At 57.5% G+C, this 18,748-nt stretch carries 19 protein-coding genes; 16 read left to right on the forward strand and 3 right to left on the reverse strand.

The window, feature by feature from the left end; genetic code table 11:
* Positions 1 to 31: 31 nt before the first annotated feature.
* From ACLI1L_RS05225 to ACLI1L_RS05245, 5 genes are all read left to right on the forward strand, one after another.
* Entirely contained in the window at positions 32 to 337 is a 306-nt protein-coding gene (locus tag ACLI1L_RS05225) for a DUF2469 domain-containing protein (protein WP_005325239.1), read from the forward strand.
* A gap of 172 nt (positions 338 to 509) precedes the next feature.
* Positions 510 to 908 carry a YraN family protein gene (locus ACLI1L_RS05230; RefSeq protein WP_049361150.1) on the forward strand — a complete coding sequence of 133 codons (399 nt, stop codon included), beginning with the start codon at positions 510 to 512 and terminating at the stop codon, positions 906 to 908.
* The gene (locus ACLI1L_RS05235) at positions 895 to 2,457 is read left to right on the forward strand and encodes a YifB family Mg chelatase-like AAA ATPase (RefSeq protein ID WP_411708246.1); all 1,563 of its coding nucleotides are present in this window, start codon (positions 895 to 897) and stop codon (positions 2,455 to 2,457) included. The genes ACLI1L_RS05230 and ACLI1L_RS05235 overlap by 14 nt, the downstream gene beginning before the upstream one ends.
* Positions 2,454 to 3,635 carry a DNA-processing protein DprA gene (gene dprA, locus ACLI1L_RS05240; RefSeq protein ID WP_411708247.1) on the forward strand — a complete coding sequence of 394 codons (1,182 nt, stop codon included), beginning with the start codon at positions 2,454 to 2,456 and terminating at the stop codon, positions 3,633 to 3,635. The genes ACLI1L_RS05235 and dprA overlap by 4 nt, the downstream gene beginning before the upstream one ends.
* Positions 3,636 to 3,670: 35 nt before the next feature.
* The gene (locus ACLI1L_RS05245; protein WP_411708248.1) at positions 3,671 to 4,588 is read left to right on the forward strand and encodes a tyrosine recombinase XerC; all 918 of its coding nucleotides are present in this window, start codon (positions 3,671 to 3,673) and stop codon (positions 4,586 to 4,588) included.
* On the opposite strand, the gene ACLI1L_RS05250 is transcribed toward ACLI1L_RS05245, so the two are convergent.
* Complete coding sequence (locus ACLI1L_RS05250) at positions 4,585 to 5,091, reverse strand: M23 family metallopeptidase (RefSeq protein ID WP_411708249.1); 507 nt, start codon at positions 5,089 to 5,091, stop codon at positions 4,585 to 4,587. The two genes, ACLI1L_RS05245 and ACLI1L_RS05250, sit on opposite strands and share 4 nt — an antisense overlap.
* A 393-nt stretch (positions 5,092 to 5,484) precedes the next feature.
* Here ACLI1L_RS05250 and rpsB point away from each other — a divergent pair, with 393 nt between their 5' ends.
* The 5 genes from rpsB (at position 5,485) to ACLI1L_RS05275 (ending at position 10,045) form a co-directional block, all read left to right on the forward strand.
* Entirely contained in the window at positions 5,485 to 6,318 is an 834-nt protein-coding gene (rpsB, locus tag ACLI1L_RS05255) for a 30S ribosomal protein S2 (RefSeq protein ID WP_005325233.1), read from the forward strand.
* A 300-nt stretch (positions 6,319 to 6,618) separates the two neighbouring features.
* A complete protein-coding gene (gene tsf / locus ACLI1L_RS05260) occupies positions 6,619 to 7,431 on the forward strand; it encodes a translation elongation factor Ts (RefSeq protein WP_049361155.1) in 813 nt (270 codons plus the stop codon).
* A gap of 268 nt (positions 7,432 to 7,699) precedes the next feature.
* Complete coding sequence (pyrH, locus tag ACLI1L_RS05265; protein WP_023027755.1) at positions 7,700 to 8,386, forward strand: UMP kinase; 687 nt, start codon at positions 7,700 to 7,702, stop codon at positions 8,384 to 8,386.
* A gap of 71 nt (positions 8,387 to 8,457) precedes the next feature.
* The gene (frr, locus tag ACLI1L_RS05270; RefSeq protein WP_023021301.1) at positions 8,458 to 9,015 is read left to right on the forward strand and encodes a ribosome recycling factor; all 558 of its coding nucleotides are present in this window, start codon (positions 8,458 to 8,460) and stop codon (positions 9,013 to 9,015) included.
* Positions 9,016 to 9,166: 151 nt separating this feature from the next.
* Positions 9,167 to 10,045 (forward strand): phosphatidate cytidylyltransferase, encoded by an 879-nt coding sequence (locus ACLI1L_RS05275; RefSeq protein ID WP_023021302.1) that lies wholly within the window; start codon positions 9,167 to 9,169, stop codon positions 10,043 to 10,045.
* Positions 10,046 to 10,132: 87 nt separating this feature from the next.
* Here the strand turns inward: ACLI1L_RS05275 and ACLI1L_RS05280 are convergent, their stop codons facing one another.
* A complete protein-coding gene (locus tag ACLI1L_RS05280; RefSeq protein ID WP_023021303.1) occupies positions 10,133 to 10,540 on the reverse strand; it encodes a lipopolysaccharide assembly LapA domain-containing protein in 408 nt (135 codons plus the stop codon).
* Between the two features lie 82 nt (positions 10,541 to 10,622).
* On the opposite strand from ACLI1L_RS05280, the gene rlmN reads away from it, so the two are divergent.
* Genes rlmN through ACLI1L_RS05295 form a run of 3 tightly spaced genes read left to right on the forward strand, consistent with a single transcriptional unit; the run spans position 10,623 to position 14,194 of the window.
* Positions 10,623 to 11,747, forward strand: a complete 1,125-nt coding sequence (rlmN, locus tag ACLI1L_RS05285) for a 23S rRNA (adenine(2503)-C(2))-methyltransferase RlmN (RefSeq protein WP_208612428.1) — start codon at positions 10,623 to 10,625, stop codon at positions 11,745 to 11,747.
* Between the two features lie 18 nt (positions 11,748 to 11,765).
* Positions 11,766 to 12,596, forward strand: coding sequence for an ABC transporter ATP-binding protein (locus tag ACLI1L_RS05290; protein WP_086587474.1), 831 nt, complete (start codon positions 11,766 to 11,768; stop codon positions 12,594 to 12,596).
* Between the two features lie 5 nt (positions 12,597 to 12,601).
* Positions 12,602 to 14,194, forward strand: a complete 1,593-nt coding sequence (locus ACLI1L_RS05295) for a hypothetical protein (RefSeq protein ID WP_411708250.1) — start codon at positions 12,602 to 12,604, stop codon at positions 14,192 to 14,194.
* A gap of 187 nt (positions 14,195 to 14,381) precedes the next feature.
* Here ACLI1L_RS05295 and ACLI1L_RS05300 read toward each other — a convergent pair whose 3' ends face one another.
* The gene (locus ACLI1L_RS05300; protein ID WP_086587476.1) at positions 14,382 to 14,843 is read right to left on the reverse strand and encodes a DUF2631 domain-containing protein; all 462 of its coding nucleotides are present in this window, start codon (positions 14,841 to 14,843) and stop codon (positions 14,382 to 14,384) included.
* Between the two features lie 178 nt (positions 14,844 to 15,021).
* On the opposite strand from ACLI1L_RS05300, the gene dxr reads away from it, so the two are divergent.
* The 3 genes from dxr (at position 15,022) to ispG (ending at position 18,675) form a co-directional block, all read left to right on the forward strand.
* Complete coding sequence (gene dxr / locus ACLI1L_RS05305) at positions 15,022 to 16,182, forward strand: 1-deoxy-D-xylulose-5-phosphate reductoisomerase (RefSeq protein WP_086587477.1); 1,161 nt, start codon at positions 15,022 to 15,024, stop codon at positions 16,180 to 16,182.
* Between the two features lie 14 nt (positions 16,183 to 16,196).
* Positions 16,197 to 17,405 carry a M50 family metallopeptidase gene (locus ACLI1L_RS05310; RefSeq protein WP_411708251.1) on the forward strand — a complete coding sequence of 403 codons (1,209 nt, stop codon included), beginning with the start codon at positions 16,197 to 16,199 and terminating at the stop codon, positions 17,403 to 17,405.
* 106 nt (positions 17,406 to 17,511) lie between these two features.
* Complete coding sequence (gene ispG / locus ACLI1L_RS05315) at positions 17,512 to 18,675, forward strand: flavodoxin-dependent (E)-4-hydroxy-3-methylbut-2-enyl-diphosphate synthase (protein WP_086587479.1); 1,164 nt, start codon at positions 17,512 to 17,514, stop codon at positions 18,673 to 18,675.
* The last annotated feature ends 73 nt before the right edge of the window (positions 18,676 to 18,748 follow it).

Raw genomic sequence — 18,748 nt, forward strand, 5'->3', positions numbered from 1 at the left:
AGCGAGCTAACCCACAACCTGGAGGTCCATCGTGAGTGCAGAGGAACTCGATAACTACGAGGCTGAGGTAGAGCTGTCCCTCTACCGCGAGTACCGAGACGTTGTCAGTCAGTTTTCCTATGTCGTTGAAACTGAGCGGCGCTTTTACCTGGCTAATGCGGTAGAGCTTATTCCGCATACCTCTGGGCCTGATGTGTACTATGAGGTGCGCATGTCCGATGCTTGGGTATGGGATATGTACCGCTCGGCCCGCTTTGTGCGCTATGTTCGCGTCATTACCTACAAGGACGTCAATATCGAAGAGCTGGATAAGCCTGAATTCATGATGCCGGAGTAATTTTGTCAACTCGGCACTACAAGCGTTGTGCCCTGGCTGTGGATAACAGTGCCTCGAAGCCTAGTTATCCACAGCCAGGGCACTTTCCGTTTTGTATACCTTGTGCAAGCCATGCTAGCTGCGGTGTTCTGTGCAGGCCGATGAATTTCACGACGCACAAGGATAAACTGCAATGCAATTTAGTTCAGAACACCACCTAGCCACGAAGAAGCCTCGCCATAAGCAAGTCTTAGGGAAAAGGGGAGAGGCCTTCGCCGCGCGCTACCTCCGTGAACGCGGGGCCGAAATTATTGCCGCTAATGTCTCTTATAGGGTAGGAGAAATTGACCTCATCGCGCGCGAGGCGGACGGAACCATCGTCTTTGTTGAGGTTAAAACGCGTGCCACTTCCAGCTTCGGGGTAGCAGAAGCCGTAACCCCGCAGAAGCTAGCGCGCCTTCGCAAGGCTGCAGCGCAGTGGCTCGATGGAAAGCCACTGTCTTCGGTGCGATTTGACGTTATAACGTTGTTGGAGCGCGGGCAGGGATTTGCGCTAGAACACTTCAAGGGGGTTGAAGATGGCTCTAGGTAATTGCTTAACGATGTCCCTCAACGGAGTTCTAGCACAGTTAGTCGATGTAGAAGCGAACGTTGGCCACGGCCTGCCAGGGATACATGTTGTGGGTCAGACGGATACCGCGATCTCTGAATCGCGGGATAGGATCAAGACTGCAGCCTTTAACTCCCACCTTCCTTGGCCCAAGACCAAAGTGGTCGTCTCGATGTCTCCAGCGTCGCTTCCCAAATCCGGTTCCCACTTTGACTTACCCATAGCGCTCGCGATCTTGGCTGCACAGGCAGAAGGTGACTTTCCGCGCTTTGGCAACTCGCCTTCGCCCGCGAGGCGGCTGCAGCGCACCTTGGTTTTGGGAGAACTCGGCCTCGACGGATCCGTTCGGCCCGTCGCAGGTATTATTCCGGCCCTCCTAGCCGCAAGAGAGCAGGGAATATCAACTCTTGTCGTGCCGCCGGGTAACGCAGCCGAGGCAACCTTGGTGCCGGATTTGGACGTACTCGTTGCGGCTTCTTTGAAGGAAGCGTTCAGCTGGGCGTGTGGAAACCGTGGGTTACCTCAGGCGGCGAGTTTTCCTGGATCGCCCGACCCCGCGCCCGCAGCTGCAGCACGCCCGGATTTTTGCGATATCGCGGGCCAAGCGAATGCAAAATGGGCCGCCGAGGTTGCTGCGGCCGGCGGGCACCACCTTATGATGATCGGTCCTCCAGGGGCGGGAAAGTCCATGATTGCTTCCCGCCTGCCCACCATCCTGCCTACACTTACCCCGGATCAGCAGGTAGAGACCACCGCGATTCATTCACTTACCGGAACGCCAGGTGAGGTCATTGAGCATGCTCCGTTTATCGCCCCGCATGCCTCGGTTACTCGGGCCGCGCTGCTGGGTGGCGGATCCGGGCATCCGCGCCCAGGAGCGGTAAGCCTGGCTCACAATGGTGTGCTCTTCCTCGACGAGGTCAGCGAGGTTGTCGCACCGGTACTCGATGGCCTGCGTGCCCCGTTGGAAGAAGGACAAGTACGGCTTGCGCGCTCGCGCCGAGAAGTTATCTATCCCGCTCGCTTCCAACTGGTCATGGCAGCAAACCCGTGTAGGTGCTCGGCAGAAGATCCTTCGCAGTGCAGGTGTAACCCGCACGAGCGCATGAATTATCTGTCCAACCTCTCCGGTCCGCTCCGGGACCGTCTAGATATGGTGGTCACCTTAAGTGGGCAGGCGGCGACGATCAACGCGGAGGGCGAAGAAGACTCCGCAGTCATTGCCGAGCGAGTTGCCGCTGCCCGCGAGCGTGCCGCTGCGCGGTGGTGGGCGGATGGCATTTCCGCGCGGACCAATGGCGAGGTCCCTTCGTCCTACTTGCGCCGAAAGCGGCCGGCTGCGGATGCTGCAATGGTCATGTTGTCCGCTTACCTGGCGGAAGGCGAAATTTCCCAGCGCGGGGTGGACCGTGTGCTCAGGCTTTCGTGGACCCTAGCTGATTTAGCAGGGAAGATGCAGCCTGACTTGGATGAAGTGGGACGCGCACTCGACCTGCGTGGCTCCATCAACGTGGGAAGGCTCGCGGCATGAGCGAATTAGATCTCTCCACCCCTTATGCCACCTGGGTATACCTCAACCGCGTGGTAGAAGGCCCTTCCGCTGCTTTGCAGGCCCTGCTTACGCAGTATCCGGCCGAGGAAATCGCCTATGGAATCTACCATCGAGCTGAATGGATAGGACCGCTGCTTGCGCGCACGGCCTCCCGTTATGATTGGCTGCGTCAAGCGGAGGATATGGCAGCAGCCGAACGCGTTGGGGCTCGGCTCATCACGGCAGAAAGCCCAGAGTGGCCAACGGAGGAGTTTGATTCCGCATTCGGCTTCTATCAAAACAGCGGGGAAGCCCCAGCTACCTTTGATGACCAAGCACTGCCGCCGCACAGCCTCTGGGTGCGTGGCGCCCCTGTGAAACAGGAGGTTGCTCAGGCTGTAGCGATTGTTGGCACTCGCGCCATTTCTCGCTATGGCTGGCAGGCAACCCAAAACGTAGTGTCCGGATTGGTCCAACACGAATGGACTCCTATATCCGGCGGCGCCTTAGGCGTCGATACCGTTGCGCATGAAACTGCTTTGCACAACAACGGGCACACGGTAGCTATAGCAGCGTGCGGCATCGATAGGGACTATCCGGCTCGCAATGCCAACCTATTTGCCAAGATAGCGGATAACGGGTGCGTTATTTCTGAATTCGCACCGGAAACCGCACCGAAGCGACACCGGTTCCTAACGCGTAATCGTTTAGTTGCAGCACTCAGTCAAGGCACCGTAGTTATGGAGGCGGCTTTTCGATCCGGCGCACTTAATACTCTTAACTGGGCAGAAGCGCTAGGGCGCGTGGCCATGGCTGTACCGGGGCCGATAACCACTAGCGGCTCGCTGGGCTGTCACCAGCGCATTCAGGAAGGCCGTGCACAGTTGGTTACCAGCGCCGATGAAATTCGCGCCTTAGTCAGCCGCGCCGGGGAAGTAGATCCAGGTGCACAATATGAAATCAATTTTGCGGCAACAATGACACAACGTCTCTCCCGCAATGAGTTGCGAGTCTTTGATGCAACACCGCCGCCAGGCCAAGAAAAAGCTACGGCAGAGGACATTGCCCGCGACGCGGGATTTCGTCTGCCGTTGACCGTTCACCTTTTATTGGCGTTAGAGAAGATGTGTATCGTTGTCCGCCACGGCAATACCTGGGCGCGCCGGGAAACGGAATAGATCGCCCCAGCGAAAGGCGAGTACACTGCTGTGACATGAGTGAAGATGGAGTTTCCGCGAAGGCGCCGGATATTCAGGGGCAGATGGCTGAGGCTATCGAGGACTTCGCGGATTTCCAACTGCACGTGAAAGGCCGTGCGGAGGCGACGGTACGTGGGTATCGCTCAGATCTGCGCGACCTTGCTCGCAGCGTTCCTACCTTTGCGGAATTTAACCTCAACAAACTGCGCCAATGGCTGGCAGAGGCCGTAGCGGAAGGAAAGTCGCGCTCCACCTTGGCGCGTCGCACCGCAGCGGTCAAAGGATTTTCCACTTGGGCAGTGCGCGAAAGGCACCTCGAGCGAGATGTAGCCGCACGGCTAGTCACGCCCAAGGTAGGCCGCCACCTACCGACGGTTCTATCCCCCGAGCAGGCCGGTGAGCTCATGGGCAATGCGGTTTCTGCAGACGAAGCTCACTTCCTTCGCGATAGTGCCATCTTGGAGTTGCTGTATGCCTCCGGGATGCGCGTGGCGGAGCTGGTGCGCCTAGACCTGAGCGATATTGATTTTCATCGCGGCACCTTGCACGTAACCGGTAAGGGAGATAAGCAGCGCGTGGTGCCTTTTGGTCATGCGGCGGACGACGCCTTGCGGCAGTGGATAGAAAAGGGCCGTGGACAACTCGCGGAGGAAGGAACTAAAGCCGTATTCGTAGGCAGCAGGGGAGGGCGCATTGACCAGCGCCAGGTGCGGCGCATTGTGGATAGGGCTGCCAAAGTTAGCGGTGCACAGGGGCTTACCCCGCACGGAGTGCGGCACTCGGCTGCCACCCACCTCCTAGAAGGTGGGGCAGATTTGCGCGTTGTGCAAGAATTATTGGGGCATTCCTCGCTTAATACCACGCAGATCTATACCCACGTATCTGCGCAAAGATTGCAACGCGTATATAACCAGGCGCATCCTCGAGCTTAAAGCGGCTTGAGGCGTATCACTGGCATATCCAGCAAGGTTAAAGGATCGATATAGGTATCTTTTGCAATGAGCGCGCCCCAGTGCAGGCCGGGATAGCCATCGACGGGATTGCCCAAGCGGCCAATGACTTGTCCTTCGCGAACTTCTTGGCCTTGTTTTACGGCGCCGTGTACGGGCTGATAAGTCGTCCTTACTCCGTCCGCATGGGTGATGGAAACGACCGGTTTTCCTGCCACCGTGCCCACAAACGCGACAACGCCATCTTCAGCGGCTACTACCGGAGACCCCACGGCAAGGGCCATGTCTACACCGCGGTGGCCGGGACTCCACTTTTGTTCGGGAGCTTCAAACCCGCGCAAAACCCGCGCCGGGTTTGGCTTACCCGAGGCAGGATCAACGTAGGCCGTGGCCGGCGGGCAGCACAGTAGTAGGAGGGAAGAAACGACGAGGAAGGCAGTGGTGGTGAAGGTGGGGCGTCGGAAAGCGGGCTTTGAAAAAGACACAGAAAAATGGCTCATGGGACAAGCATTAACCAGAGGTCAGCTGCCAGAAAGTCCTTGCCTGTGGGGCTGTGGATTACGAGTAGCGGATGGTCCAATTGGGGTGAATGTGGCGCATGATGCTTAGCAGCTTCGACGCTAGTGTGAATAAGTTGTATTCGGTTTGGAAAAACCAGCGTAGAGGGATTATTCTTTGAGGCAGCAGTGTGTCCACCGTGTGGAGGCATTGACTACGCGCGGCGAAGTTGTCGCTTCCTGCTGGAAGGAAGAGACAGCCTGGCGGCTGACGTGGTCCTTGGAAACAAGGTGTCAGCGGGGCCTTCGTTGCTAGGGTGCGGAATAAAACACCGCACAATTGGAAAACCGAAAGACAAGATAAAAGAAAGCGAGCGAATCATGGCAGTTGTAACCATGCGCGAGCTCCTCGACGCTGGTGTGCACTTTGGCCACCAGACCCGTCGCTGGAATCCGAAGATGCGTCGTTTCATCTTCACTGACCGTAACGGCATCTACATCATCGACCTGCAGCAGACGCTGACCTACATTGACGAGGCTTATGAGTTCGTCAAGGAAACCGTTGCACACGGCGGCACCATCCTGTTCGTTGGTACCAAGAAGCAGGCTCAGGAAGCAGTTGCTGAGGAGGCAACCCGCGTCGGTATGCCTTACGTAAACCACCGCTGGTTGGGCGGCATGCTCACCAACTTCCAGACCGTGTCCAAGCGTCTGAAGCGCATGAAGGAGCTTCAGGCAATGGACGAGCGTGAGGACGGCTACAAGGGCCGCACCAAGAAGGAAGTTCTCATGCTCAACCGTGAGCGCGCCAAGCTCGAGCGCGTTCTGGGCGGCATCTCCGATATGGCTAAGACCCCGTCCGCTCTGTGGATTGTTGATACCAACAAGGAGCACATCGCGGTCAAGGAAGCTCACAAGCTGAACATCCCAGTTGTTGCCATCTTGGACACCAACTGCGACCCGGACGACGTTGACTTCCCGATTCCGGGCAACGACGACGCCATCCGTTCCACCAAGCTGCTCTCCGGCATCGTTGCCTCCGCTGTAGAGGAAGGCAAGAAGGCTCGTGAGGAGCGTCAGCTGGCTGCAGCAAAGGAAGCTGCCGGCGACTCTGCTGAAAAGGAAAAGCGTGACGCTGAGGCGGCTGCCGCAGCTTCCGATCCGGCTTCCGCAGAAAAGTCTGAGGAAGCATCCGCAGACAAGGCCGAGAAGTAATCGTACTTTCTTGGTAAGAACCTTCCTTACCTGCGTTTAACTGAATACCCCACGCACTTTTGGTGTGGGGCAGCAAGGGAGTAATACCTGCCCAAGGCTGTTTACCAACCCCCGCCACCGTGCTCAAACGGCGGCGGGGGTTGGTTTTATCTATGCTGGGTGCTGCTGAAGCCAGCTCCACCTTCATGCATAGGTGAGAAAAGGGGTGGTTTCTGCCACCCTAAAGCGGCGCGATTTCACCGCGTCGACTACGCTGTTTGAACGAACACTGTTTGATTTTCAAGGAGGATCGCCCCAACTATGGCGAACTACACTGCTGCAGACGTCAAGGCACTGCGCGAAGCTACCGGCTCCGGCATGCTCGATTGTAAGAAGGCTCTGGAAGAGTCCAACGGCGACTACGATAAGGCCGTTGAGTACCTGCGCATCAAGGGCGCTAAGAATGTCTCCAAGCGCGCTGACCGCGAGGCAACCGAAGGCCTGATTGCTGTTTCTGGCAACACTATGGTCGAGATCAACTGTGAGACCGACTTCGTTGCTAAGAACGAGGCTTTCAAGACCTTCGCAGCCAAGATTGCTGACGCTGCCGCTGAGGCCAAGGCAAACTCCGCAGACGAACTCAACAACATTGAGATCGACGGCAAGAAGGTTTCCGAGGTAGTGGACGAGGAGTCCGCTAAGACCGGTGAGAAGCTGCAGGCACGCCGTGCAGTTACCGTAGAGGGCGACAATGTTGCCGTTTACCTGCACCAGCGTTCCGCTGATCTGCCGCCGGCAGTGGGCGTTCTGGTTTCCTACGAGGGTAACGAGGAAGGCGCTCACGCTGCTGCCCTGCAGATTGCTGCAATGAACGCTGAGTACCTCACCCGCGAAGACGTTCCTGCAGAGATCGTCGAAAAGGAGCGCGAGATCGCTGAGGCCACCACCCGTGAGGAGGGCAAGCCAGAGGCAGCCCTGCCGAAGATCGTGGAAGGCCGCCTGAACGGCTTCTTCAAGTCCATCGTTCTGCTGGAGCAGGCTTCCTTGTCTGATAACAAGAAGACCGTAAAGCAGGTTGCGGAAGAGGCTGGCACCACCATCACTGGCTTCGTTCGCTACGAGGTTGGCGCTTAAGCACGCTCTCGCTTTTAAAACCTAGCCCACAAAGGACCGTCCTTTGTGGGCTTTGTTGTGCGCTAATGGGGTGACCGGCGCGAGGTTCTCTCTTCTCTAGGTGCCTTTTTGGTGCCTAGCTTAAACCCACCGGGCTGCATCGGCAGGTGGTGTGAGGATGCGAAAGATATATGGGTAAGATGGGGCGGAGATTGAAACTGCCCCGCGTTAAGGAGACGAAGTAGGCGTGACTGCTGCAGATATTAAGCGAACCGGATATAAGCGAGTAATGCTGAAGCTGGGTGGTGAGATGTTCGGCGGTGGCAAGGTCGGTATCGATCCGGATGTGGTCGAAAACGTTGCCCGCCAAATCGCCGAGGTCTCCCGCCAAGGAATCGAGATTGCAGTGGTGATTGGCGGCGGAAACTTCTTCCGCGGCGCGGAGCTATCCCAGCGCGGTATGGACCGGGCACGCTCGGATTACATGGGCATGCTCGGCACGGTAATGAATTCCCTCGCTCTGCAGGATTTCCTCAAGCAACAAGGTGTTGATTGCCGCGTACAGACCTCCATCAACATGGCGCAGATTGCTGAGCCGTACCTGCCGCTGCGTGCGGACCGCCATTTAGAAAAGGGCCGCGTAGTTATCTTCGGCGCTGGCATGGGTATGCCGTACTTCTCCACGGATACCACCGCTGCGCAGCGCGCCTTGGAAATTGGCGCCGAGGTTCTGTTCCTGGCTAAGGCAGTCGACGGCGTCTACTCGGATGACCCGCGCACCAATCCGGATGCAGAGCTGTACTCCGAAATTACCCCGCGTGAGGTCATTGAAAAGGGCCTAAAGGTGGCAGATGCAACGGCCTTTAGCCTGTGCATGGACAATGATATGCCGATTTTGGTCTTTAACCTGCTGGAGGAGGGCAATATTGCCCGCGCAGCTGGCGGTGAAGTTATCGGCACGCTGGTGCAGTCCTAATACTGTAGCGGCTGCGAACCTGCTACCTTTTTATACAGCCACCCCTATTCGTTTAAGGATGATTTAGCCTCATGATCGATGAGATTCAGCTCGAAGCAGAAGAGCACATGACCGCTTCCGTCGAGCACACCCGCGAGCAGCTGGTGACCATTCGTACCGGCCGCGCGAACCCCGCCATGTTCAACGGCTTGGTAGCCGAATACTACGGTGTTCCCACCCCGATTACCCAAATGGCTACCATCTCCGTACCAGAGCCGCGCATGCTGCTCATCAAGCCTTATGAGCAGTCCATGATCCATGAGATTGAAAATTCCATCCGCAACTCGGATTTGGGCGTCAATCCCACCAATGATGGTCAGGTTCTGCGCGTGACTGTTCCGCAGTTGACCGAGGAACGCCGTAAAGAAATGGTGAAGCTGGCTAAGAGCAAGGGTGAGGATGGCAAGATCGCTATCCGTAATATCCGCCGTAAAGCCATGGAGCAGTTGAAGAAGCTGCAAAAGGACGGCGACGCCGGCGAGGACGAAGTCATCGCAGCAGAAAAGGAAATGGAAAAGATTACCTCCGGCTACATCGAGCAGGTAGACAGCTTGGTAGAGAATAAGGAAAACGAGCTGATGGAGGTCTAGGACCTCCGCTTTGTTGCCGCCGTGCCTGTCTCCCCGGCCGGCGGCGCTTTTTCTGTTCCAAGGCCCGCCGCTCCCACAAACGGGGCAGAGCTGGCGGAACTGAGCAAGTTAGCCGGGGAATCACACAAGACAGCGAAAGGAGCCGGTCACGGTGAGTGACGCCATAAACCGCCGATTGCCACAGCCAAAGAATGGTGCAGGCCGCGACTTGCCGGCCGCTATCGGTGTTGGCGTGGGGCTCGGCGCTCTTGTGGTGCTTGCCGTGTGGGCCGGTCCGCTGGCTTGGTATGCGGTCGTAGCGCTTGCAGTAGGCGTTGCCATGTGGGAGGTTCTCAGCCGCCTGCGGGAGCATTCCTACTATGTTCCGCGTACGCTGCTTATCATTCTGGGCCAAGCCATGGTGTGGATCTCATGGCCCCTGGGTGCGCCGGGCCTGGTAGCGGTCTATGTCACTGCGGTGCTGGCACTTATGTTTGGCCGCCTTTTCCATAACGGTCGTCATCGTCCGCCTATCAACTACCTGCGTGATATGTCCGTCGGTATTTTTGTGCTGACGTGGATTCCGCTTTTTGCCACCTTCGCAGCTATGTTGTCGCTAGTGTCGACTCCATTTTCCAGTGGGGCTGCCTCCATCGTCGTCTTTATGCTGTGCGTTGTGGCTTCCGATACCGGCGGATATGTCGCGGGCGTGATGTTTGGCTCCCACCCAATGGCCCCCGCAGTAAGCCCGAAAAAGTCCTGGGAGGGGTTTTGCGGGTCCATCATCTTCGGCGTGGTGACCGGTGCACTTACGGTGAAATTCCTGCTCCATCATGATGCCTGGGTGGGTGGCCTGATGGGGCTCGGTCTAGTTATCTGTGCCACCTTGGGCGATTTGGTGGAATCCCAATTTAAGCGTGAGCTAGGTATTAAGGATATGTCGGCCTTGCTTCCTGGCCACGGCGGCCTCATGGACCGTTTGGATGGCATGCTACCTTCTGCCATGGTCACCTGGGTAGCGATTAGCTTCCTGTCTACGTTTACACCATAGGAACATCAGACAAACAAAAGCCGCCTCTCCGGTATAAGCTGCCCGAAAATGACGGCAGAACAGGGGAGAGGCGGATTTTATATAGATTTATACCTGCTGCGCTTGCTTGCGCAGCTGGCGACGCAACTCAAACATGCGCCAGCCACCGACTAGCGCCATGATGAGTGCGCCGCCGATAGCAAAAATGAGGAAAGCAATTCCGGCGGGGAACTCGCCGGACCAGCCCAGGAAGTTCATGGGAACCTCGTGCTGGTTTTGCATGATGAACACAATGAGGACAATCAGTAGCAGGAATCCTACGATAAGCGCCATCCATGTGCTGGCCGCGAAAGATCCCTTCGCCTTGCCGGAGGGCTGGGTGGAGTGAGAAGTAGAGTCAGAAACGGCTGGTTCTAGGTCAGAACTAGTCTCCGGTGCAGAAGCGTTCAGCTCCGCCGAGGAGAGGTCTGCGTCGGAAGAAGAAAAATCATCTGCAGGATAATTTGGATTTGTCATGCATCCATTATTTCTTTAATCCTGTCGATTATGCCACTTGGCGCGGCCTTCAATTGGAAAATCCCACGCAGACCGTGGAAAGATGGGCAATATTATGGCTCAACCAGTGAAACTTAACTTTTCCGCCCCGCGCCGCGGGCTTCCCCCGAAGCATTTCGCGGACCTGACCGAAGACGAGCGTATTGACAAGCTCGCAGAAATTGGCCTGCCTAAATTCCGTGCGAAGCAGCTGGCTAAGCACTATTACGAGCACTACACCGACAACGTCGAGGATATGACCGATATCCCCGCCGGCAAGCGCGAAGCAGTCAAGGAAGCCTTCTTCCCTGAGCTGATGAAACCCATCCGGACCACCTCCACGGACGACGGCGAGACCACTAAGTCCCTGTGGCGATTGCACGATGGCACGCTACTGGAATCAGTGCTGATGCGCTACCCAGGTCGCGCTACTTTGTGTATTTCTTCCCAGGCAGGGTGCGGCATGGCCTGCCCGTTCTGCGCTACTGGCCAGGGCGGCCTTGATCGTAACTTGTCTACGGGTGAGATTGTCGAGCAATTCCGCCACGCTGCGGCCGCCATGGCTGCAGAAGGTGGACGTTTGTCCAACGTGGTATTCATGGGCATGGGTGAGCCGCTGGCCAACTATAAGCGCGTGGTCCAGGCCGTACGTCAGATTACTGGCCAGGATGGGACGGGTTTTGGCCTTTCTCAACGCAACGTGACCGTCTCCACCGTGGGCTTGGCTCCGGCAATTCGCAAGCTTGCGGACGAAGAATTGGCCTGCACTCTGGCCGTTTCCTTGCACACTCCGGACGATGAGCTGCGTGACGGTTTAGTGCCGGTCAATAACCGGTGGTCTGTTGATGAGGTGTTGGATGCTGCGCGCTACTATGCGGATAAGTCAGCCCGCCGTGTGTCCATTGAGTACGCCCTGATTCGCGATAAGAATGACCAGGATTTCCGCGCCGATATGCTGGGGCGCAAGTTGCACCAGAAGTTGGGCTCCAAGGTCCACGTTAATGTCATTCCGCTGAACCCCACGCCGGGCTCGGAGTGGGATGCGGCCCCGCAGGACCGCCAGGACGAGTTCGTGCGTCGCGTGCAAGCCCAAGGCGTTCCCTGCACGGTGCGTGATACAAAGGGCGATGAAATTGCGGCGGCTTGTGGTCAGCTCGCAGCGGATGAGCGGGAAGATAAGTCTGCCTAACTGATAAGATTGGCGGACATGATTGTTCCGAATTATCCGCCACTTGCAGATGATCCGACCACGCAGGCCTTTGCCGTGCGCGGTCTGCACAAAATTTTCGCTGGACGCCCCGCGGTGTCGAATTTGAGCCTCGACATCCCGCGGGGCTCTATTTATGGCATAGTTGGCCCCAATGGCGCGGGCAAAACCACCATGTTGACCATGGCGTGTGGCCTGCTGCGCCCAGATAGCGGCGAGGCCTTTATCGCCGGGCACAATACCTGGCAGGATCCGCTGCCAGCCAAGGCGGCCATGGGCCTGCTTGTTGATGGCGCTCCGGTCTTCGACCGTTTATCGGGCCCAGAGTACTTGTTCTATCTCGGCGCACTGCGCCGCATGAATCAAGCCGAAGTCGAGCACCGCAGCGCACAGCTTTTGGATGCCTTGCAGCTTGCCGACGCCGCCGATAAACCCATCGCGGACTACTCCGCCGGCATGACTAAAAAGATACTTCTGGCGGGCGCGCTCCTGCATAACCCAGAGGTCGTGATACTAGATGAGCCCCTAGAGGCAGTGGATCCCGTTTCGGGGCAGCTTATTCAAGAGATTCTGCGCGCCTATGTCGCCCGCGGAGGCACAGTAATCCTGTCTTCACACGTTATGCAATTAGTGGAAGGCTTATGCGATCACGTAGCCATCATCGCCGGTGGCCAGGTGCTCTCCGCCGGCCACGTGGAAGAAGTGCGCCAAGGCGGCAGCCTGACGGATGCCTTCATCCACTTCGCCGGCGGAAGTGAATTTGATGCAGACTCTTTCGAGTGGTTGCGCAGCGAAGGCGGCACAACGCAGCGCGAAGAAGGGGAGTTGTAGACGCAATGACTTCGACGCTTCTCAAGCTGCACCGCACGCTGTGGGTGCGAAGCCTAAAAGCGAATGCTGCAGCGGTTATGATCCCGATCTGCCTTTTGCTCTATGGACTCATCGGGCTAGCATCGCTCGCCGCTCTTGCTGCGGCAGATATCTCCATTGGAACTGGGAACCTGCTAGCCCTCACCGTGGCCCCTGGTCTTGGCACGCTGGCTTTCATCGTTATCACCCTCATCATGCCCAGCGGCGAGAACCAGCTATCTGCCCGCGAGCTTTCCGCGTTTTCGCTGCGGCTAAAAGACATCACACCGGCACTCGCTATCGCCTCGGTGCTTAATCTGCGTGCCCCGGTCTCAGTCTTGCTGTCCATTGCTTATGCGGTGGCCGGAAGCGTGATCCTGGCGGCAAACGGGAAAGCATTGTTCATCTTGCCTTTCTGTCTAGGAATGCTTTTCGCCCTTGTGCTGACGCTGGTGCTGGTGGATCTCGCGGTTCATGTCGGGTCAACTGTCGCGGAGCTTAGTTCCACGAAGCTTAAGGCCTTGGGTTCGGTGGCGGTGTTCGTCCTTATCTTTGGCTCTACTAAACTTTCTTCTCTCGCGGGCTCTGACTTTCCGTTGGGAACTGTAGGTGAAGGATTAGCGTGGACGCCTGTTGGAGCACCGGTGGGGTGGGCGCTTGCGCTTGCTCAAGGCGAGCTAGTGAAAGCCTGCGCACAATTTCTCATCGCCGTAGTGACGCTGGGCGTAGCTGTGTGGGCGTGGCATTGGTTGTTGCGGCGGCAATTCGAGCACCGTACGGTTTCCCCGTCGGCACGCAATCACCGTGAGAAGTCCAAGGGGATAAGCCGCTTTTCCCTTGGTTCCTTTTCCTATAGCAGCCCTGCTGCCATGGAATTTACGCGCTCGCTGCGCTATATTTTTCGTGACTCCCGCCTTATTGGCAGCATTATCATGCAGCCAATTCTGGCAGTCGTCTTGATTATCCAGGGCTTTGCTACTGACTCCGATTTATCGTCAGTAGGTTTGTTATTCCTCGGGCTGATAGGCGGAATCGTCGCCACCAATGATTTTGGTTATGACGGTCCAAGCCTGTGGGTAAAGATGGCCGCCCCAGTTCGCCCGCGCACGCTGCTCTACGCGCGGCACTGGGCGCACGTGACGCTATCCGCCATAATTTTTGTGCTCACGGCGATGCTGCTTTTTGCATTCAGTGCGGATAAAACTCGCACTGCCTGTTTGGCGGTTACTGCCCTCGGAATCTTCATTTCTTCCGCCGGATTGTCCTTGCTGCTCACCACCTTTAATCCCTTTGCCACCGCGCGGCCTGGCGGAAATATGTGGGCGGATAAATCCGGCTACTCGGCTAGCGCCTTCTTAAGCGCTATTTTGAGTTTGTTTATTGGCTGGACGCCCATCATCCCAGGCGTCATCCCAATGGCTATCGGCTACGGCTCGAACATGGTGCTGGTCGCGCTGGGGTTTGTACTCGTCATAGCCGTGCCTGTTGCGTGTTATGTCCTCGCCCTGCGGGTCAGTGGCAAGCGTGTGGATAGCACTATGCCCGAGATCTACGCCAAGGTGGGCCACTGGGTGTCTTAAAACTAGGGCGCTTCTTAGCAAGTATCGCCCACACCGCGCTCCTGCTAAGGGTGGGTGTGGGCAGGGCGGCACCCAGCAGAGTGAGCGCTGGGTGAGGGGGAGTGCCAGAGACGTCGTCAAGCGGAGGCAAAAAGAAACCGCCGACCTTCGCGGGGAAGGGCGGCGGTAGCTAAAGTGTGCTGAAAGCTTAGAGCGTGTGCTTGCCGGAGGAAACCGGGGTGGCGTTGTTGGTGCCTGGCTCAACGCGCAGGTGAGAAACGCGGGAAGGCTCAATATTCAGCGCGCGCAGCTGGGAATCGCTCAGCTCGGCGTACGCACCGGTGTTGGTCTTTTGATCATATGCCCATTCCGGCTCCTGGTGGCCCACCGGCTGGTTGCGGGCGGTCACGGTGCGCACCTGGTGCAGCTTAGGCTGGAAAGCGTGAATGAGCAGGCCGATTACCAGCAGGACAGTCAGTACGACGAGCCAGACAGACTCAACGTGGCCCTTGTGATTACCAAAGTGGTAGGCGATCAAGAAGAGAACGGAAATCCAACCGGCGATCTGCACGCCCGAGCGGCTGATGCGGGACCAGCCGAATCCGGCGGATGGGACGTCCTCAGTGGAAACACCGTCATATACCTGTGGTACCGGCTTGTGGGAAGACACTTGCTCTCCTTCGCTTCTGCGTATGCCCGTCTGCGCGATGGGCGTGCGGGCACACCAATGCCATTTGTCTGCTACACATTCTAAATCATCGCACCTAAGATGGCGATTAAACACCCCCGTCGCAATGCCGGTCACCTGCCGTGCCCGCCCAGTGATGATGGGGCGCTAGGGTAGAAGCGTGACTACACAGCGAATACTCATTCTTGGTTCCACCGGTTCAATCGGCACGCAGGCTTTGGAAGTCATTGCGGATAATCCCGATAAATTCGACGTAGTGGGAATTGCGGCGGGCGGCTCCAACCCGCAGCTCATCATCGATCAGGCCCGTCGCCTCAACCTTTCGTTTGACCACGTTGCAGTGGCTAAAGAGGAAGCCGCTGCCGAGGTTTCCGCTGCCTTAGGCGGTTCGGTATTAAGTGGCGCCGATGCTGCAGAGAACCTAGTGCGTTCGACTCCGGCCGATACTGTGCTCAATGCTCTAGTGGGATCCCTCGGCCTTAAAGCCACCCTGGCGACACTCGAAATGGGAGAGTACTTGGCCTTGGCCAATAAGGAATCTCTCGTCGCCGGTGGCGCGCTCGTCACCCAGGCGGCGCGCCCTGGTCAAATCATTCCCGTCGATTCGGAACATTCCGCCATGGCGCAGTGTCTGCGCGCCGGCGAGGAAGGGGAGCTGGACAAGCTTGTTCTTACCGCCTCAGGCGGTCCCTTCCGTGGTTGGTCGCGCGAAGAGATGTGGGACGTGACCCCAGAGCAGGCGGCGCAGCATCCCACGTGGTCGATGGGCCAGATGAATACCCTCAATTCAGCAACGCTCATCAATAAAGGTCTGGAGCTCATTGAGGCGACGCTGCTCTTTGACATCGACCCTGAGCGTATCGATGTCACCGTGCATCCACAGTCCATTATTCACTCTATGGCTACTTTCAAAGATGGCTGCACCATCGCCCAAGTTTCGCCGCCTTCGATGAAGCTGCCGATTTCGCTGGCGCTGAATTGGCCGCACCGCGTGCCGGGTGCGCAGCCTTCCTTGGATTTTGCGCAGGCGCATGAGTGGCGCTTTGAGCCGCTTGACGATGCCGCCTTTCCTGCAGTAGACCTCGCCCGCCGCGCCGCGGCCGAGGGAACGGGGGTCATTTATAACGCCGCCAATGAGGAAGCGGCGGCCGCATTTTTATCCGGGCGTATCCATTTTCCAGAAATCGTGGACGTAGTGGGCAAGGTCCTTGATTCCGCTTCTGAGTTTGCTGGTGTAGTCTCTAGCCTCGATGAAATCCTCGCAGTAGAAGGCGAGGCGCGCAGGCGCGCGAATGCGCTGATTGATTCGCTGGCTGACTAGAAAGCTTTCACACCATGGCAAATTTGCTGGGCATTGTGTTTTTCGCCCTCGGCATTGGGCTCACCGTAGCGCTGCATGAAGCAGGCCATATGCTTAGCGCGCGTGCCTTTGGTATGCGCGTGCGCCGCTACTTTATCGGCTTTGGTCCGCGCATATTTTCCTTCCGGAAGGGGCACACTGAATACGGGCTGGCGGCCTTCCCTGTGGGCGGCTTTTGCGATATCGCCGGAATGACTGCCCAGGATGAATTCCTCACCGAGGAAGAAGAACCCCACGCCATGTATAAAAAGCCATGGTGGCAGCGCATTATTGTGATGGCCGGCGGTATTGTCGTCAACCTGATTTTGGGCTTCATTATTTTGTATTTTGTGGCTATGACGGCTGGCCTGCCCAACCCGGATGCTGATGTGCGCCCCCGCGTAGGCGAGGTGACCTGCTCGGCCAATCAGAAGCCGAACCAAGAGCTGGAAAAGTGTACGGGTCCAGGCCCCGCCGGAAAGGCCGGTGTGCGGGAGGGCGATATCATCGTCGCCTTCGAGGGCCAGAAGATAGATTCTTTTACTCAGCTGCGCGATGAAGTAATGCAGCGTCCTGGTGACACCATCACGCTGACAGTTGAGCGCGATGGAAAAGATAAAGACATCCCAGTCCACCTGGATACCGTTAAGCGGCTTAACAAAGACGGAGAACTTATAGATGCCGGCTCTATCGGGTTGAGCAATCAGCTTATCGACGTCGTCGAAAAGCACGGCCCTGTTGACGCGCTACCAGCAACGTGGCGGTTTAGTACCTACTCGCTGGAGGCAACGGTAGATGGCCTCAAGCAGTTCCCCGGCAAAATTCCGGGTGTGGTGGCCTCTATCTTTGGCCAGGAACGCGAGGCTGATGGCCCCATGTCCGTTGTCGGTGCTTCCCGCGTGGGTGGCGAATTGGCGGAGCGTTCCCTGTGGTCGATGTTCTTTATGATGCTGGCAACGCTGAACTTCTTCCTCGCTCTATTTAACCTAGTTCCGCTGCCGCCTTTCGACGGCGGGCATATCGCCGTCATCATCTATGAAAAGCTGCGCGATGGCATCCGTAAGCTTGCGGGCAAGCCGGCCTTGGGCCCGGCCGATTACACCAAGTTGATGCCGGTGACCTATGTGATGGCCGCACTGCTGATGGGCGTCGGCGTCATCGTTATCGTCGCCGATGTGGTCAACCCTATCCGGTTATTTGGTTAGCAGCCGTGTCCCCGCTGCGTGCACTTCAGGCATAAAGCAAGCAGTGCTAGAGTGGGGGCGTTAATCACCCACCTTATATATTTCTGTGCTTCAACAAGGAGAATTCATGTCGACCCCCATCGGTCTAGGAATCCCAGACGGCCCGCCACCAGTACTGCACCCGCGCCGTAAGACTCGGCAGTTGCAGGTGGGCCCGGTCGGTGTCGGCTCTGACTCACCAATTTCGGTGCAGTCGATGACCAATACGAAGACGCACGACATCAATGGCACACTGCAGCAGATTGCGCAGCTGACCGCTTCCGGCTGCGATATCGTGCGTGTGGCTTGTCCTAAGCCCATCGATGCGGAAGCACTTCCGGCCATTGCTAAGAAGTCTCCCATCCCGGTGATTGCGGATATCCACTTCCAGCCTAAGTACATCTTCCAAGCCATCGATGCCGGCTGTGCCGCCATCCGCGTTAACCCGGGCAATATCCGCGAGTTCGACGGCCGCGTGAAGGAAGTTGCTAAGGCTGCAGGCGATGCCGGCATTCCTATCCGCATCGGCGTTAATGGTGGTTCTTTGGACAAGCGCCTGCTGGAAAAGTACGGCAAGGCCACCCCAGAGGCACTCGTGGAGTCCGCCATTTGGGAGGCTAGCCTGTTTGAGGAGCATGGTTACGGCGATATCGCTATTTCCGTCAAGCACTCCGACCCTGTCCTGATGGTGGAGGCGTACCGCCAGCTGGCGGAAAAGACTGACTATCCGCTGCACCTCGGCGTGACCGAGGCAGGCCCGAAGTTCATGGGAACCATCAAGTCCTCGGTCGCCTTCGGTGCGCTGCTGGCAGAGGGCATCGGCGATACCATTCGCGTGTCCTTGTCCGCGCCGCCTGTAGAGGAAATTAAGGTGGGCGACCAGATCCTGCAGTCGCTCAACCTGCGCCCGCGCAAGCTGGAGATCGTGTCCTGCCCTTCCTGCGGCCGCGCTCAAGTGGACGTCTACAAGCTGGCTGAGGAAGTCACCGCCGGCTTGGACGGCATGGAGTTCCCGCTGCGCGTTGCCGTTATGGGTTGCGTTGTCAACGGTCCGGGCGAGGCACGCGATGCCGACCTAGGCGTTGCCTCCGGCAATGGTAAGGGCCAGATCTTTGTCAAGGGCGAGGTTGTTCGCACCGTGCCGGAAGACAAGATTGTGGAAACCCTCATTGAAGAGGCCATGCGCATTGCCGATGAGCAGGGCATGGAGGCCGTGGAAGGCGCTAAGGCTGAGGTTCGTGTAACCCAGTAATCCACCCACATTAAGTAGACTGCCCCGCACTTCGGTGTGGGGCAGTCTTTTTTGGTTCGTGCGCTGCTAGAGT

Origin of the sequence: Corynebacterium sp. LaCa117, from assembly GCF_046717765.1 — a bacterium.
GTDB lineage: Bacteria > Actinomycetota > Actinomycetes > Mycobacteriales > Mycobacteriaceae > Corynebacterium > Corynebacterium kefirresidentii.